The following is a 17,661-nucleotide window of genomic DNA, read 5'->3' as shown; positions in this document are numbered from 1 at the left end:
GAAGCACGGATGGCCGAAGGCGGTCGGAAGTCGAACGCCGTCCGCGGCTGCTCGCCCCTAGACGCCGAGATGATGCTGCAGCAGCCCCGGCTGTGTCTTGAGCTCGGCGGCCGGGCCCTCGTGGGCGATATGGCCGTTATTGATGATATAAACGCGGCTCGCGAGCGCCAGCGTCGCGGCGATGTTCTGTTCCACCAGCACGATTGTCTGCCCTGCCTGGGCCAGTTCGCGGCAGGCGCGCACCAGATCGTGCACAATGACTGGAGCAAGTCCTTCGAAGGGCTCATCAAGCAGAAGGATCTTCGGGTTGCGCACCAATGCACGGGCTATGGCCAGCATCTGCTGTTCGCCACCCGAGAGATCCGTGCCACGGCTGGTGCGCCGTTCCTTCAGCCGTGGGAACATCGTGTAGATGCGTTCCAGCGGCCAGCGGCCGTCGGCGGTCAATCCGGCCAGAATGATGTTTTCCTCGACGCTCAGGCTGCCGAAGATGCGCCGATTTTCGTGCACGAGCTGCATGCCTTCCCGAGCGATGCTGTGCGCCTTCCTGCCAACCAGCTCAACCCCGTCGAGCTCAACCGAGCCGGCTCGTGGCGTCACCACGCCCATCAGGCTCTTCAGCGTCGTCGACTTGCCCGCGCCGTTGCGCCCGAGCAGCGCCACGACCTCGTTTTTCTCGACCCTCAATGAGACGTCGAACAGAATGTGACTGTCGCCATAATAGCTGTTCAACGCCCTGACTTCGAGCAGGCTCATGCCACCTCTCCATGTACCCCGCCGAGGTAGGCTTCCTGCACCTTTGCGTTGGTCTTGATCTCAGCGGGCATGCCTTCGACCAGTACCCTGCCCTCCTGCAGGACGGTCACTTTCTCGACCAGCTCGAAGAGCGAATCCATGTCGTGGTCGATGATGATCATCGTGCGTCCACGCGCGATTGACTTGAGCAGCGCCACGGTCTCGACGCGCTCGCGCGGGCTCATGCCGGCAAGCGGCTCGTCAAGCAGGAGCAGGCTCGGCGACGTCGCCAGCGCAAGGCCGATTTCCAGCCGCCGCTTCTCGCCATAGGCCAGTTCCGAAACGGGCCGATCGAGCCGCGCCGTAAGGTTCACCAGCGCCGCCGTTCGCTCGACCTGCTCATTGAGACCGGGAACGCTGTGGATACTCTTGAACAGGTCAAGCCGGAACTTTCCACGCGCCTCGCCCAGCGCGGCAATCATCAGGTTCCGCCGCACCGTCAGGCGGTCGAACAGCTGGTTGATCTGGTAGCTCTTGGTGAGCCCGAGCTGGCACACCTCGGACACACCCATGCCCGTAATGTCGCGGCCGGCCAGTATGATGCGGCCGGAGGTCGGCGCGATCTCGCAGGTGAGCATCTTGAAGAACGTCGTCTTGCCCGCGCCGTTGGGTCCAATGATGCCCCTTATCTCCCCATGGTCGACGCTGAAGTCGATGTCGCTGTTGGCTGTGATACCGCCATAGCGTTTGGTTAGGCCCTGCACCTGCAGGATCGGTCCGGATGCTGGCGCAGTGCCATGCCGGCGCGCCGGCATCGGTTCGACGACGGTCACGACGTGCGGCGCACTCTCGACCGCGGGATTGGCCCGTTCGATGCGCTTGCGGCCGCCGGTCAACCCATAGAGATCGACGATCGCACCGACGATGCCGCGCCGCAGGAAGCAGACCAGCAGCACGAAAACGATGCCGAGCACCAACTTCCATGTAGCGCCGAGATGCAATGTGTTCTGGAAAAAGTCGCTCAGATAGAGCCACACCGTCGCGCCCACCAGCGGCCCGAACAGTGTGCCGGCACCGCCGATCGCCGTCTGCATCACGACCTGGCCAGACGTGTCGAACATGAAAGCGTCCGGCGGCATGAAGCCCTGCATGACGCCCAACAGGCCGCCGGCAAAGCCGGCATAGATCGCCGCAACCACGAAGGCCGTGAGCTTGTAGCCGTGTATGTCGTGGCCGAGCGCCGCGGCGCGGAGCGGATTGTCACGGATCGCCGAAAGGATCGCGCCAACCGGCGAGCGTACGATGCGAAGTGCGACGACAATGCCCACGAAATACCAGAACGCCAGGAAGGTATACATCGTCCAGTCGGTGTTGAATTCGAGTACCGTGAAGCCGAGGTTGACGACCGGGGTTGGCACGCCAGGCAAGCCGTTCTCGCCGCCTGTGAATGCCGAGAGCGGATTGAACTCGACAAAGAAGAAGACTTCGGCGATGGCCACCGTGATCATGGCGAAATAGATGCCGGTGCGTCTCAGGGCGATCAGGCCGATCACATAGCCGACGACACCCGACACGACGGCGCCCATGACGATGGCAGCCATGACATAGGAGAAGCCGGTTTCAGTCAGGAGATAGGCGGCGAACATCCCGCCAGTACCGTAGAAGGCCGACTGGCCGAACGACAGCAATCCCGTGTAGCCGAACAGGATGTCGAAGCCGATCCCGAACAGGCCCCATATAAGGATACGATTGATCGTGCTGGGCGAAAAGCCGAGATGGGGCAGCACGAACGGCGCCAGGACGAGCGCCAGCGCCGTCAGAAGCTCGACAAGGAAGGGATGTTTGATGTTCATGGCGACCGCGTCTACTCGCGCCCTGCCGTGCCGAGCAGCCCGTGCGGGCGAAGCACCAGCACCAGAGTCATCGCCACGAACAGCATGACATAGGAATAACCGGGATTGAACATCGAGGTGATGCTGATGATTTCGCCGGCGATGAGGCCGCCGAGGATCGCGCCCGGAAAGGAACCGACGCCGCCGATCACCACGACCACGAAGGTCTGGACCAGTATGGCTTCCCCGACATCGGGCGCGATCGACACCACGGGTGCGTTGACGATGCCGGCGAAGCCGGCCGCCATGGCTCCGATGCCGAAGACGAGCATGAAGATCTTGTAGACGTCGATTCCAAGCGAATCGACCATTACCGAATCCTCGATGCCTGCTCGCACGATCATCCCGATGCGGGTGCGATAGAGCACGACATAGAGCATCAGCAGAGCCAGGGCGACGATGCCGAGGAGCGCCAATCGGTAGGTGGGATAGACCATGAAGCCCAGATGGGTGATGCCGACCAGCGAGGCGGGCGGCGGCACCGTGCGCGAGAGGCTGCCGAAGAAGAAGCGGATCGTCTCGACGAAAACGATGCCGAGCCCGAACGTAACGAGAAGCTGGTCCTCAAGCGGCCGCATGTAGAAATGGCGAATGATCAGCCGCTCGATCAACACGCCGATGATCATCACGAACAGCGATCCGGCCGCCACCGCGGCGAGGAATGAACCTGTGTAGGTGTAGGCGAGCCAGCCGGCATAGCCTCCGAGCATGAACATCGCGCCATGGGCAAGGTTCAGGACGCCGAGCGTCCCGTAGATGATGGTCAGCCCGGAGGAGATCAGCGCCAGAAGCGCGCCGAGCACGAGCCCATTGAAGCACTGCGAGATGAAATTTGCCCAGTTGATCACTCTGTGCCCACCTTAATCATGAAAAATATGCCCTGCCCTCGCGCCAGCAAGGGTTTGGTTGACAAGTCGCGAACAATCGACATTCCACCGACCGCCGGGAGACGAACCGTCTGAGTCCAGCCAGAGCCAGTCCCGGTGCGAGCGCCTTCTCCACCCGTGGCGGGCGGAGAAGGCGCTGCGGGATATCAGGTGTAGCTGCCCAGGTTGCAGCCGAACTCGTCAGGCTTCTGCATCAGCGGCGCGCCATCGACCACCTCGACCACGTTCCAGTAGTCGTCGTCGCTCTTCATGTCCTTGGGGTCCTTACCCTGGACGAGTACGACCGGTCGCACGCACTGATGGTCTTCCGGCCGATAGTGAACGTCGCCGACGAGTGAAGGGATGGTCTCACCCTTCTCGTATTGCTTGATGACGTCCGGCGGATAGAAGCTACCGGCCTGCGACACCATGCGCGCCCAATGAGCGAAGCTGACATAGGCATTTTCGGCGCCCCATTCCGGCCGATAACCGAACTTTTTCTGGAACGCGTCCACGAACTGCTTGGCGAGCGGATACTTGTCCTGCAGGGTCCACCAGAAATCGGTAGCGGCAAAAACGCCGGCTGTCAGTTCGGGGCCTACTTCCTTGGCAAGGAAGGGGATCTGGTAGGGGATGACCATCTTCATGCTCGGAGTCAGGCCGAACTGCTTGGCCTGCTGGATCGACAGCACCGCGTCGCGGCCCCAGTTGACGTTGACAATGAATTCGGCGCCCGAATTGGCGATGTTGGTCAGATACTGGCTGAAATCCTGGGTGCCTAGCGGCGAGACCTGGTCCGTCACCATCTCCCATCCACCCTGAGAGGTCAGGTAGTCGTTCACCGACTTGGTGACGGTGTGACCGTAAGTGTAGTCCGGCGTCATGAATGCCGCCTTCTTTCCCTTTCCGTAGGTCTTCAGAAGGATCGGGCCGATCGCGTTGGCTGCGGTCTGGCCGTAGAAGTTCTGGCGGAAGCCGTAGCGGACACAGTCCTTGCCTGTTGTGTCGTTTGAGCCGGAGATGCCCGCGACGTAGAGGATCTTCTCGCGCTGCGCGAATTTGTTGAGCGCAACCGCGACCGCCGATGAAGTCGAGCCAGTCATCAGGATGATGTTGTTTTGGTGGATGAAATTCTGCTCGAGCTCGACGGCCTGGTTCGGCTTGGCCGCGCTGTCGGCGGACAACAGCTCGACCTTCTTGCCGAGCAACCCCTTGTCGACTTTCGGCGCCAACGCCTTCATCAACTCATGGCCGTTGTTGATGTGGTCGACCGCCAGCTGCCAGCCCTTAAGTTCATCAGCACCCTGCACGGCATAGGCACCGGTGAGGGGCACCGCGGCTCCGATGTAGACGGTGTCGCCCGCCGACCCGGCCGGCCAGGTGCCTATCGCGGGCTTGTCGTCGGCTGCAAAAGCCGCAAAGCTGGATAAGGGCAGAACGGCACTACTGAGAAGACCTGCGCCCGCGTGCAGCATGGTGCGGCGGGATATATTGGAAGTATTTTGATCGTCGAGCGGCATCAGCTGTTCCTCCTTAGCGTGGAGCCGTCGGACGGCTCTCATTTGTTGTTCCCGCAAACCGGTTTTTTCCAGCGAAACGCTGAAAATGGCCTATTTGCATGGGCATTCGCAGTGGCGTAGGCCTGCCAGTCAATACAACTTTCGTTTGATAATTCTGTTCATTGATCTGGATTAATAAGCATAGGAAAGTTTCGTTGAAGGTCATGAACATTTGGAGCATGGCATGCCGCTGACCGGCCACCCGATCGTGACCCGACTGACACGTGCAATGAAGCTGGATTCGCTAGACATCAAACGTCTTGAGGCAATCTTCGAGCGCGATCTTACCATTCGGAAACGGGAGGAACTCGTCGTTCACGGCTCCGAGTTCCGAAACCTGTGCTTTGTTAAAGACGGCTACGCGATCCGCTACAGGTTGCTGCGCAGCGGCAGGCGGCAAATCCTGAAGCTCATCCTGCCCGGTGATGTCATTGGATTCCCGGTCAGCTTTTTCGATCGATCCACTTGTTCGGTCGTTGCCGTGAGCGAACTGACCTACGCCGTCTGCTCGTTCGACGCGTACATTCGTCTCTGCTACGAGCAGCCCCAATTCGGTCTGGTGTTAAGTTGGCTCGCCGCCCAAGAGGCAGCGACTTATGCGGAACACATCGTCAATCTAGGTCGGCGCACTCCGATTGAAAGGTTGGCGCACCTTTTGCTGGAGATTCACGCGCGTCTCCTGGAAGTCGAACGCGCCGACGAAGCAAGTTTCGATCTGCCGTTTTCACAGGAAATCATGGCGGACGCGCTCGGGTTGAGCGTGCCCCATCTCAATCGCATCATTCAGCAATTGCGCGCCGAACAGCTTATCACCAGCAACGCGCGCTTCATCGACTTGACTGATCTTGCGGGCCTTCGAAGACTGGCTCAGTACCAGCCGATGTCCCTCGTTCCGATCCCGGTGCTGAAGCAGCGGGAATGAAAAGCGTCCCGTCGATCATATTAGCACCCTGCGTGAATTCCTTCACATACAAATCTCACCCGCGGCGTACAAGAGATGACAGAGCAGGCAATTTAGTCTCTCTTTCGGACAGATCATAAAGAAAATAGCAAAGATCAAGCCCGAAGAGGAAGTTGGTTTTTAAACTAAGCCAATTTCGTTCTCATCACGAATTTTGTGATGCCATCAACCAAAGGGAGAGAAACATGTATAAGATCATTACAGCTGCGTCTGCATTCTTCATCCTCACGGTGCCTTCGTTCGCGATCGACTCGACCTTCGTCCACAGTCTGCGAGCCGACAATGGTGACTTCGAAGCCCCGGGTGACTTGAAGGGTCAACATTCATTGGCTTCAGAAGAAGCGGTGTATGGCTTCCCGACCGGGTCGATCGGATTGCCTGGTGGCGCTTCGAACTCCAAGTGCATGGGGGTCAGCCCACACCAGTACGATCCTGTCAGCCCGGACTGCCGGAATTGATCCAGATAAGAGCGGTGGCTAGCGCCACCGCTCTGCCTCCTTGAGCGGGTACCGACTGACCGACGGACTATTAAGAAAAGCCCGACCATAGATCGCGCGACAGCCGTGGCAGGTCCAATCGCCTGGGACGGCGTCAGGATGCTGAACGGAGGTTCCCAGTTCGTCACCACGACAGGTGGAGGACTATCCCTTCATGCCGATCCGGTCTTCGTTGCGCAATCTAATTTCGCGGCTCTGATGCACGCGCGCCGATTGCGAATGGCGACATCAGTCATCGTCCTGTGACTCGGCGATGTGACGAAGCGCACCGGCGTTCCTTATGCGCAGGCCACCACGCTTGATTGCGATGATCGAACGGTTGCGCCAATCGTTAAGTGTCTTGTTGACGGACTCGCGCGTGGCGCCCAGGAACTCCCCCAGTTCGGACTGGGAGATCGGTATCCAACCTGAGCCATCCGCCATAACGCCGGCCAAAAAGACCAGTCGTTTTGCCAGCCTGGCCTCAATGCCGAAGAAAGCCTGATCGCCAAGTTCGCCGCTGACCCAACGCAGCCGTGCGCACAAAAGCTCAATCATGGCGCGTGCCAGAGGTGGGTTTTTTTCGATGCGATCGAAGAGCTGCTTCCGACCGAGCGAGGCCAGATCGCAAACGGTCAGGCAAGTGGCGGTTGCGGTGCGCGGGCGCCCGTCGAGCGCGCCGATCTCTCCGACCAAGCTGTGCGAAAGCTCGATATTGGCCACCAGCTTCCGGCCTCCCGGCGAATACATCGAGATCTCCACCGTCCCGCTCATCACCCCGTAAATACGATCGGATGGATCTTCCTGGACGAAGAGAATCTGGCCCGCCGCGTGGCGTTCAACCTTGCAGCCGCCGAAAAGAAGATCGAACAGGCGCGGATCGATCCGTGCAAGGCGCGGGAGATCATTTCTTTCGTTCGCGCCGCCAAAAGCCATGTCGCCCCCAAGTTGCCGATCGGATAACTCCAACGCAGGAGAGTATCTTAGATCTTGTCTTGCCGGCGCCTCAGCTCGGCCGCAATGATCGACTGATCCCTGCGTAACGAGAGGCGCCGCGCAGCCGCGAGTGCTTGCCGCCAAGTAGAGACGGCGCGGTCACCGCGCCCGTCCAGCCAATGGGCCACGCCGACCCACAGCCCATACTGAGCAGTGCCGACAGGAAACGCGCGGCGGTAACGCTTGAGCTCATGCAGCGCTTGGCGCTCCCAGTGGCGCCACTGGTCGTACTCGCGCGAGAGGCCTACCTCCCTGCCGCGCAGAAGCACTTCGCACACGCCGGCAATGCCGGGCAGTGTGCTGTGCACAGTCGGGCGACGCATCTCGCGCAGCAGGCGTAGCGTCTCGACCACAGCCCGAAGGCTCTCAGCATGGAGCCCGACCCGTGCAAGCGCGAGCGCAAGCGACCCTTTGGCGGAGACCAAGTCGGCGAGATCGGCGGATCCGACCATAGCGGACGTGGTCAGCCGAAGGATGTCGACCGCTTCACGGGGGCTATCCGTGTGGAGCACACACAACGACTTGCATCGGAGCGCCCAAATCTCTTGCTGGAGGTTTCCGCTGTTCTGCGCGCGGGAGAGCAGCGCCTGGGCGGTGTACTCCAGCGCACCCGATTCACCGCGGTAGTACATTGACCAGAAGCGCATGGCCTGGGCGTTGCACCAACTTAGTTGATCGCCCGCCTTTAGACACAGCTCTTGAGACTGATCCAGACGACGATCTACCATCAGCCAGTCGCAGCGGCCGATGCGCCAGAGCGCATCGAGATTACACAGGTGGGCATGGACCGCTGGATCGGCGAGCGCAGTCACCACCCGTTCTGCCCTTGCCATGAAGTAGTTGCAAGCGCGCCGGCGCCCCAGAATTCCCAGCCCGCATGCCAGTTGGGCGGACGCGATCACCATCTCCATGGTGAGCCCCGTGCGCTCCGCATGGGCGACAGCCGCGACGGTGTGGGAAAACGCTCGCGAAAAGCGAAGCTCGAAATAGTCCACGACCGCCGCCTGGTTAAGGCAGCGAGCTAGTTCTCGCTCCCAGGAGTCCAGCACACCACCCTGAGTTGACCATAGCGAAGGAGGGAACACTTGTTGGAACGCGAGCCGCATTCCACCCCCAAGCAGCCGCATCAAAAGGGCTGCCGAGGAACGTGGAACCGGCGTGCCCGCCAAGGTGAGGGCGCGCCTCACCGAAATGCCCTGAGCATGGAGGTCGCCACGACTGTAATGGGCCTCGCCGAGCTGCCTGCGCCAACGCACCGACTGAAGTCTTTGCTCAGCACTCCAAGGCTGCTTCGACTCGTATCTCAAGCAGATTTCCAGAAACGCCTCGACCTCTCGAAACGCACCGACCTGCAGCGCCTTGATTGCTGCCAAATTGGCATATCCAACTGCCTTGAAATTGTTTCCGGCGGCCTCAAAATGCTGAACGAGGGCCGCGACATCCGCGCCCATGGCGGCCGACTGGCTCGACTCGATCCAAGCGGCCAGAGCTGCATGAAGTCGCTGTCGCACTTCACTGGGAATTGAGCCATAAACGACGTCTCGGATTTGATCATGACGGAACTCGTAGTTCCCTGATCCAGTGCCCTGACGCACGAGATGCGCCGCCACGAGCGACTCGACAGCTGCACCCACACCGTCGTGATCCAACTCGCCCTCGAGCAACGTCGCCAGGGCCTCGCCGGTAAATGAACGCCCGATCACGGCCGCAGCCCTGAGAACGTGCTGGACTGAGGTCTCCAATCGATCAACGCGCTCCCGAATGACCCGATCGACACCTTCGAAATATCGAAGGCTCTCGAGCGGGCGGATCGGACACCACAAACCATCGCGTATGGCGATGAGCCCCTGGCTCTTTAATGTCAGCGCTATCTCCTCGGCGAAAAACGGATTGCCACCGGCTAAGGCCGAGACCCGGCGCGCCAGTTCGCCATGTGGGGGCACATCCCCGAGCGTGCGGGCGACCAGTTCGCAAATCGACGCCTCGCTGAGTTCCTCAAGATCCAGGATACGACACAGGCGCGCGGGATCGTCAGGTTCCGTTCCGGATGTATTCCTTCTTGTGGCCTCGGCTCGCCTTCGTAGGTTTTTTAACTCCTCCGGAACTTCGTCCGAGCGTACGCACAGGACCAGAAGCAACGAGGACAGAGATGAGAGAACCCACTCGACGAGGCGCCACGATGCCGAATCCAGCCACTGACTGTCCTCCAGGACCAATGCCAACGGGCGCGGTGCCAAGTTATCCATGAGATCACCCAAAAGACGCATGGTGGCATCAGCGCGATGAGGTCCCTCCAGATGTCGCGTCCCGTCGTTTTGGGGAATTTCGATGCTCAGAACATCACCTAGCAAGGGCAGTCGCCCAACGAGCGACGAGTTGCCTTGAACCCGTTGTGTGACGACATCAAGCACCGCAAATCCATCGCTGTCGGACGGTAGGCCGAGAAGGGACACAAGCACCCGCCGCCATGGCAGGAGCGATGTCCGGCGATCGTCACGTTCGGCGCGCGCGGTCAAAACCTCGATTGCGGTTGAGCGCAGTTCGTCCGTGAAAGCTCTGATCAAAGCGGTTTTTCCAATGCCCGACTCACCCAAGACAACGAGCAAACGCCTGCCTCCACGGCGGGTCTCCTCGAACGTACGTTTCAGGAACTCCAGCTCGCTCTGCCGACCAATCAGCGGACTAAGAGGTTGGACCGGGGCGCGCGGATCCATGGGACAAAATACCGTTGCCATGTCCCCAAGTCCGTCCAGTTGCAACGTGCCGTGTTCTTCGAACCAAAACGCCGTCCGGCTGGCTCGCTCTGTTGGTGCATCGCAGAGAACGTTTGCCGATGCCGCCGTCATAAGCCGCGCCGCCCGATTCACGGGCGCGCCGATCACCATCAGCTGCCGCCGACGTGCGCTTCCGACAACACTAAAAAGCGCATCGCCGGTAGCCACGCCCATCGACGCGGAGAGGCCCAAGCGTTGGGCCGTCAGACGGATCGCGCGAGCAGCATCGACGGCACGGCAAGGATCGTCGCGGTGGAAACTGCCTCGCGCTCCGAACGTCGCAAAGAAAATCAGACCTTTGTCGTCAAAGAGCAACTCGCCGGCCGGCCCACCGCGCGAACGCAGATCCTCCTGGAGGGTCGCGCATAGCAATTGATAGCGCGCAAGCGCCTGAGGTTGACGATGGTCAAGTCCGGCAATTCGCGCGAAAAGGGCGGTGATCGGCCTAATCTCCGCCAGGGCGTCTAAGCGGGCGGTCGTTGGACGATCTTCTTCGGAACGGATGGCAACGGCGCCGTCCGCGGCAACTGAGCGCAAGTCGGCTTCGGACAGCAGGTCCCTGAGCTGCAAAGGCAAAAACCTTGCCAGCCAGCCCGGAGGCGGAGAAGCCAGCGTAGGCCGGCTGCGCCGCGATTGAGACGGCTGCGCAAGGGCCAAGTTGGCTTTGTCGGAAAGTACATATTCCCATCGGCGCGCAGCCGCTTGGGACTGAGCGGCCTGCATGATGGCATCTCCCCCTGCAAAGAGCGTCCAGACCGGCTGGCCGCCCAAAGCCGCCGCCCAGAGGGGCCCCGCCCCTACTCCAACATGCAGCGCGGGTGCGATTTCAGCTGTTCCGTTCTCCAAACGCTCGTTCTGGCCGCCGCAGATTGCCTTGGCACAGGCTGTCGCCGCTCGCACCGCGCTTTCAAGTCCGCGGACATCCGCCGACCAGTAGGCCAGCAGTTCGTCGCCAGCGAGGTACAAAATCTCGCCTCCACGATTGTATACTTGCTCCACGCATCGCGCGTAGGAGTGACTAAGCAGGCTCGGGATTCTTTCAAGTCCTTCTTGCCCCCGTCGTGCTAGTTGCTCGACCAAGGCCGTGTATCTGGACACATCGACAAACACCACTGCAGCCTGGAATTCGACGGCTACTGGGCCATCCGCTCGAAGTGCGTGAATTCTACCGAGTAATTCCAGCGGCAGAAAACTCTCAAGTAGCTCGCAAGTACCCTCCATGGGTTCCTTCCCGCAGCCGTGCCCATGGTTTCAGGGCAGAGAAAGGCACCGCCGACCGCGCACTTCCTAAAGGGAATGAATATCGCCCCGATAGATTGCGTGACTTCCTGACGTTACACCAAATTTCGTATATGATTGATATCTAAATTAGGGAGGACGCATTGCCTGTACACATCAAGGCAGCGCCGGAGCCGCCACGTGCGACGGCTTGGCTCTCGCACCGACTCGAGACATTGGTCCACGATTTTCCGCAGATCGCCGATAGGGAAAGGACAACCGTCAAGGGCGGATATGACTTTGATGTTGTCATCGTTGGCAGCGGCTATGGCGGCTCGGTGGCTGCCGCCGAACTGAGTAGCTGCAAGGATGTGCAAGGCCAATCTTTAAAAATCTGCGTGCTCGAACGCGGCAAGGAGTACTTGGCCGGAATGTTCCCTTCGCGATTGGCCGATCTGGGTGGCCACATCCGCTTTGCCACCCCCTTTGCGAAACGCCAACGCGGCGTGTTCGATGGTCTTTACGACTTGCGCTGCAGCGACGACGCGGTAGCTCTCGTCGCGTGTGGCTTGGGTGGAGGCTCATTAATCAACGCCGGCGTGATGGAGATGCCGCTGCTGGAGATTTTCCGGGAAGCACGCTGGCCCACCAAAATCCGCAGGGATACGAATCTCGAGGAGACGGGTAAACGGCTGCGCGATTGGCTGGGAGCCAAGCCGATACGTGTCACCAAGCCTTTCCTGGCCAAGTCCGAAGCAATTAGAAATTTGGCTGGTGGCAAAGCACGGCCCGCTCACATAACCGTCGCTTCCGATTGCCACACCAACCACGCCGGGGTCGCGATGAGCAAATGTCGCCGTTGCGGCGACTGCGCCACTGGTTGCAACTACAATGCCAAAGAATCCCTCGACCTGAATTTGTTGCGGCTGGCTCGACAAAGCGGAGTACGAATCGTCACTGGCGCCACCGTCTTGCGCGTTTTGCGCGCGGGCGAAGGATGGCAGTTGGACGTCAATCACACCGACGGCCATCTACGCGATAACCAGCGGAAGCCGTTCGCGCTGCTGGCGAGGCGCGTGATCCTTGCAGCAGGCACATTCGGCTCGACGGAAATTTTGATGCGCTCGCAAATCCGCGGGATAAAGTTCTCCGATCAGCTGGGAAGCAAGTTCTCCGCCAATGGTGACATGCTCGTCGTTGCCCATGATTTGGCGGCACGGGTGAATGGCGTCGCTGATGAAACCGAGGATCCGGCCCCAAACACCAAAAGCGAGGATTGCGGTCGCGCGGTCGGCCCGACAATAACCGCAATGATCGATCTGCGCGACGGCAACGCGGCTACTGACCTGGTAATCCAGGATCTTGCCGTACCGGGACCGCTGCGCCGCCTGTTTGAGGAAAGCGCCACCACATTCGATGTGCTCAATCGCGTCGCCGATGGCGACTGGGCGAAGCATGAGCCGGATCCTTCACGAGTAGACGACGCAGCCGTCAATCCTGCCGCCATCACCAACTCCCTGGTGCTGGCCATGATCGGCCGCGACGACGCGGAGGGAGCACTTGCGCTAGGGCCCTCGATGCAAAACAGCGCCGATGAGATGCAAGGCGATCCTGAAAAAATGCGCGCCGACGGGATGCAAAAGGATGCTGAAAAAATGCGCGCCGACGGGGTGCAAAAGGATGCTGAAAAATTGCTCGCCGACGGGATGCTCACGGTGCGCTGGCCGGAGTTGCGACTGGACCCCCGGCTGGAGAACCATCATGCGCGCCTTGGCAAGTTGCTTCGAGAGTCTGGATTGGGCGGACGGCTGGTGAACAACCTGTTGTGGCGACCTTTGTCCGACAGGCTCGAAGCCGTGTTCGGTCGCCAACGCGGGCCGCTGCTGACGGTGCATCCCCTTGGGGGCTGCGCCATGGGTGACGACGTTCGCCAAGGCGTGACCGATCATTGCGGCCGCGTGTTCGATGCCGCCGCGGTCGGCCTCAGACGCACTCACGAAGGGTTGATCGTGCTCGATGGCTCGGTCGTGCCCACGTCGCTGGGCATCAATCCCGCCTTGACCATAGCCGTTCTGGCATTGCGAGCGATCACCGAGCTCAAGGAGGAATGGCAACTCAGTGGCGGCCGTTTGATCAACGCCCCCTTGCCTGGGAACTCTCGTGGCGAAACGCGGCCGATATATTCCACGCCGCGGACGAACCCTGCGCCTACGCCTACCAGCATCGAATTGACCGAACAGGTGCGCGGCAAGGTCCCTCTGGCTATGCGCGGCAACGGTGTGAAACCACACATGGTCGAACTGACGCTAACCACCAAGCCGGTGGTGCTCACCGATCTCTACGCGCTGCAAACGCCCCGTGGACGGTGTTTGCCGATTGCCCATGGTCGGCTGCGCATTCTGCGTGCAGGAAAGGAGTTCGACCCCATTGCAGATCAGGCCTATGAAAGCCATGTTGCGCTCGAGGCGGAGATCTCGGGATCGCTCCACCTGTTCGATCTGGAAAAATCGCGCCCCGTGCCCCGAATGCTGCGCGCTATCCTTGCGTGGGCGCTCAACCGCGGGATGCGCGACTTTGCTTACCGCTTGGTCCGCCAGGGCCAGGAATGGTTGCGTTTCACGCCGCCTAGCGGAGGGGCATCCCATCTCAGACTGCTCGACATTCTGCACCTGTGCTCGCGTGCGGGCGGGGTCCGCCTGATCGAATACGATTTGCACATCGACAAGGTTGTCGAGCCGGAAGATCTCGGCACGGGCGCGAGGTTCGACAACTCTCTGTTCACGCAGAAGAAAATCAGAGCGGTGAAGCGGCTCACCTATGCGCGCGGCGCCAGCCCTTGGCAGCAATTGATGGAGATGTCGGTCGAAGTTTTCCCGCAGATGAGCAAGACCGTCATTGGCAAGAAGCTACCGTCGCTCGAGCTAAACAAACGATACCTGGCGCGGCAATCGGTGCCTCTGCTGCGAATAGTGGGGCAGCAAGACCGTGTCGCGGCACTGGCAGATCTGGCCTCTTTCATACTCTACGGTTTTCGCGTCGTGCTTCAGATACATGCACTGAGTTTTCGCCGCCCTGACCCGCCATCTGCGCGTGAACCACAACGGCTGCCCGGGGCGGTGCCGGGCTTACCAGCGCCTCAAATCGACTGGTTGACCTTGAAAAGTCAGATCAGCCCGCCGATCCGCATTCGCCTGGCCCGCTATGACGGCAGTATCGAGAAGGGCGTCCCGAAACGCCCCGTCTTGCTCATCCATGGTTACAGTGCGAGCGGCACCACATTTGCTCATGCTGCCGTACCCGGCAACCTCGCTCAATCGCTGTGTGATGCTGGGCGCGATGTCTGGGTGCTCGATATGCGATCGAGTTCAGGCCTGACTACCGCCACAGGCGGTTGGTCTTTTGAGGAGATGGCGGAGAATGACATTCCGATCGCCGTCCAACACGTGCTGGCTGCGACAGGGCAGGAAAGGCTCGATGTCGTCTGCCATTGCATGGGCGCGGCAATGTTCAGCATGGCAGTGCTTGGCGAGCATGATCGAAGGAATTTGCACAATAAGATCGGGCGCGTGGTGTTTTCGCAAGTCGGCCCGGCGATGCTGTTGAGTTCGGCAAATGTGCTCGCCGCATATGTGATGCGATATGTACGTTATTTTCTTCAACTTGAAGACTATGTGTTTAGTCCGCATGGCGATATCTCGCTCGCCGGTCAATTGCTGGACAGAGCACTCTCGGCAATGTGGCTGCCGTCCGACGAGTATCGGCGCGAGAATCCCCTCTGGCCCCCAGGCAAAGCGACGCCTTGGGTCGGCACAAGACATCGGATGGACGCGCTCTATGCACGCACCTTCTCGCTCAACAATCTCTCTGACCTCGTACTCGACCACATCGACGATTTCTTCGGCCCGCTCAGCGTCGAGACAGTCTCGCAGGTCATACATTTTGCTGGCTTCAACACCGTGACCGATCGCGCCGGCATAAATCGCTATGTGCTGCCGGACCGGGTGAGGGATCGACTGAAGTTCCCGATGATGTCGATCCATGGAGCGGAAAACGGTTTGGTCGCCCCCTCAACGCTAAGACTGATGCGAAATATGCTCAAAGGGGCCGGCGTGCCACATTTGAACTCATCTCTGCATGCGGTCGAGGCGGTGCAATCGGAGGAAGAAATCAGGGATCTTATCGACAAAAGCGGCCAGTTCCTGGCGCTCGGCCAACCGTCCTACCTGACCTGGTGCATTGCCGGCCACGGTCATCAGGATTGCCTGATCGGCAAAGACGCCTCGTCGATCTGCGGCGTTATAGCGAAATACCTAGGAATGCCGGATATGCCGGGCCCCTTGGAGGACAAGCCATGACGCATTCTCTCCCCTCTGAAGCCAGGGCGCCCGCCTTCGGGGTGCGCGTAGAGGTCGAGGCGGGCAAGATCCTGGTGCAAGCGGCCGATAGCGGAGGGCGGGGCTTGCCTCATGCAGCTTTCATTGTTCCCGTCTACGCAAAGGGCGACCGCCTGCACATGATCGGTCCGCCGGTTACGAGCCGCGGCGACGAGAAAGGACAGAGGGACGATAGCCTCTATAATAGTCTTCCGCATTACTATATTAAGCAACCCGCATCTCCTTACGTATTTGAAGTTCCGCTCCATGAGTGGCCTGAAGCGCAGCAGGTAGTAGTCTTGCTGCTGTACGTTCAGGCGCAGGGTATTGGCGGCTTGGCTCGGTTACCGAAACTGCCCGACGCGGCGGGATCACCACCTGAAATCCTCGACACAGGTTCGCATGCCAAGAACGCGGTGAAGAGGGCCGCCGAGGCTATTCGGTATGCGCTCGAGACTGACACATTGGATGATTTGCAAGGTGGCCTGATCGTCGGCAGGCCTGGAAGGTCGCACAGAAGCCATCGGCACAAGAGCGATGTCCGCGCGGTATCGAACCTTTCATTCGCTCTCGCAAGTTGCCAATACCCCAGTGATTTCCTCGACCACATGCCCGACGGTCAGCATGCGACACGAGGGCCCGCGGATGCGTCTCTGCTCGCGCTCGGCGATCTACTGGGCAAACCCGGCGCCCCGACGTTGCTGCTGCTGGCCGGCGATCAGGTATATATCGACGCTACGGCAGGGCTTTTCGACCCTAAGGTAGTCAACGACCGATTCCGAATACCCTACGAACGCCGGGGCCAGAGCCGCGGTGTGAAGGCGGTGATGCAGCGCTTGGACATGGCGGTTGAAATGATGCTGGACGATCATGAGATTCGCGACAATTGGGCAAAAGACCCCGACCCGGCGATGCGCAAGAATGATATCGTCATAAAGCCTGGGAAGCTGGCTTACTTCAGGTACGAACGTGGCAAGACCGGGCTGCTGGAAAAGCGCCTGCCGGCACACATCTGGCGAGACGATTTAACCCACAACGGTATGCCATTCTTCCTTTGCGACACGCGCACCGAACGTGAAGGACGGACGGTTTCGAACTGGTGCGAAGCGCGGATCATGGGTTCAACGCAATTCGCCAAACTTTGTGAATGGCTTACCAAGCCTGAACACACCGAAATGCCCAAATTTGTTCTCACATCCTCGGCAGTGCTGCCGCGGCGGCGGGAGGTGGCGGAGGCCCCCACTTGTGCCTTGCGTTCGGACGCGTGGGATGGATACCCGTTTTCCTTACATAGGCTGCTCAGGTTCGTGTGCAACAAGGAAATAAAGGGACTGGTATTCCTGTCGGGTGACGAGCACGTGAGCAGCCTGGTCACCGCTCGTGTAACAAACAGCAAAACCGGCAAGCAGAGCATCCTGCATTGTATCCACAGTTCGGCGCTGTACGCGCCATATCCGTTTGCGAACGGAACTGCCGACAATTTCCAGGCCAACGAGACTTTTTGCTTTCCCGATCCCGATCCTGAGCAGGGGCCGTATTGTTGCGAGGTGCAGACAAGTTTCGCCCCTGGCGACGGTTTCGCGCTTGTAACGACATGCCGCCGCCGTTCGCATTGGCGTCTGGATGTCAAGTTCCACGACAGCGGGGGGCTCAAGGAGAACGGAACCTTCACGCGCGACCTAGAGTAATAGCCTGCGCGTGAAATAAGGCTTCACTCGGATGTATCCCCTTCGAACATGTGAATCGATAGGTCGATTTATGGGATAGTGAGGCTATGCAAATTACCGCTGCCCCGGTGATTCCCTTTCTGT

Annotated in this window: 10 protein-coding genes; 4 read left to right on the top strand and 6 right to left on the bottom strand. The window is 60.0% G+C overall.

The window, feature by feature from the left end; genetic code table 11:
- Positions 1–57 precede the first annotated feature (57 nt).
- From FJ953_RS27140 to FJ953_RS27125, 4 genes are all read right to left on the bottom strand, one after another.
- Positions 58–756, bottom strand: coding sequence for an ABC transporter ATP-binding protein (locus FJ953_RS27140; RefSeq protein WP_140561318.1), 699 nt, complete (start codon positions 754–756; stop codon positions 58–60).
- The gene (locus FJ953_RS27135) at positions 753–2,588 is read right to left on the bottom strand and encodes a branched-chain amino acid ABC transporter ATP-binding protein/permease (protein WP_140561320.1); all 1,836 of its coding nucleotides are present in this window, start codon (positions 2,586–2,588) and stop codon (positions 753–755) included. Before FJ953_RS27135 ends, FJ953_RS27140 begins: the two co-directional genes overlap by 4 nt.
- An 11-nt stretch (positions 2,589–2,599) precedes the next feature.
- Entirely contained in the window at positions 2,600–3,475 is an 876-nt protein-coding gene (locus FJ953_RS27130) for a branched-chain amino acid ABC transporter permease (protein ID WP_140525296.1), read from the bottom strand.
- A gap of 185 nt (positions 3,476–3,660) precedes the next feature.
- Entirely contained in the window at positions 3,661–5,013 is a 1,353-nt protein-coding gene (locus FJ953_RS27125; RefSeq protein WP_140513453.1) for a substrate-binding protein, read from the bottom strand.
- A 223-nt stretch (positions 5,014–5,236) separates the two neighbouring features.
- On the opposite strand from FJ953_RS27125, the gene FJ953_RS27120 reads away from it, so the two are divergent.
- Positions 5,237–5,974 (top strand): Crp/Fnr family transcriptional regulator, encoded by a 738-nt coding sequence (locus FJ953_RS27120; protein ID WP_140498481.1) that lies wholly within the window; start codon positions 5,237–5,239, stop codon positions 5,972–5,974.
- 224 nt (positions 5,975–6,198) lie between these two features.
- Complete coding sequence (locus tag FJ953_RS27115) at positions 6,199–6,471, top strand: hypothetical protein (protein ID WP_140498482.1); 273 nt, start codon at positions 6,199–6,201, stop codon at positions 6,469–6,471.
- Positions 6,472–6,738: 267 nt separating this feature from the next.
- Here the strand turns inward: FJ953_RS27115 and FJ953_RS27110 are convergent, their stop codons facing one another.
- Complete coding sequence (locus FJ953_RS27110; protein ID WP_140525295.1) at positions 6,739–7,425, bottom strand: Crp/Fnr family transcriptional regulator; 687 nt, start codon at positions 7,423–7,425, stop codon at positions 6,739–6,741.
- 47 nt (positions 7,426–7,472) lie between these two features.
- On the bottom strand, positions 7,473–11,225 hold the full coding sequence (locus FJ953_RS27105) for an adenylate/guanylate cyclase domain-containing protein (protein ID WP_181175049.1): 3,753 nt from the start codon (positions 11,223–11,225) through the stop codon (positions 7,473–7,475).
- A 416-nt stretch (positions 11,226–11,641) separates the two neighbouring features.
- On the opposite strand from FJ953_RS27105, the gene FJ953_RS27100 reads away from it, so the two are divergent.
- Positions 11,642–15,832, top strand: a complete 4,191-nt coding sequence (locus tag FJ953_RS27100; protein WP_140625456.1) for a GMC oxidoreductase — start codon at positions 11,642–11,644, stop codon at positions 15,830–15,832.
- Complete coding sequence (locus tag FJ953_RS27095; RefSeq protein ID WP_140625455.1) at positions 15,829–17,538, top strand: alkaline phosphatase D family protein; 1,710 nt, start codon at positions 15,829–15,831, stop codon at positions 17,536–17,538. Before FJ953_RS27100 ends, FJ953_RS27095 begins: the two co-directional genes overlap by 4 nt.
- The last annotated feature ends 123 nt before the right edge of the window (positions 17,539–17,661 follow it).

Source organism: Mesorhizobium sp. B2-3-6, assembly GCF_006442305.1.
In the GTDB taxonomy this organism is placed as follows: domain Bacteria; phylum Pseudomonadota; class Alphaproteobacteria; order Rhizobiales; family Rhizobiaceae; genus Mesorhizobium.
This window is presented reverse-complemented; position numbering and strand designations above follow the sequence as displayed.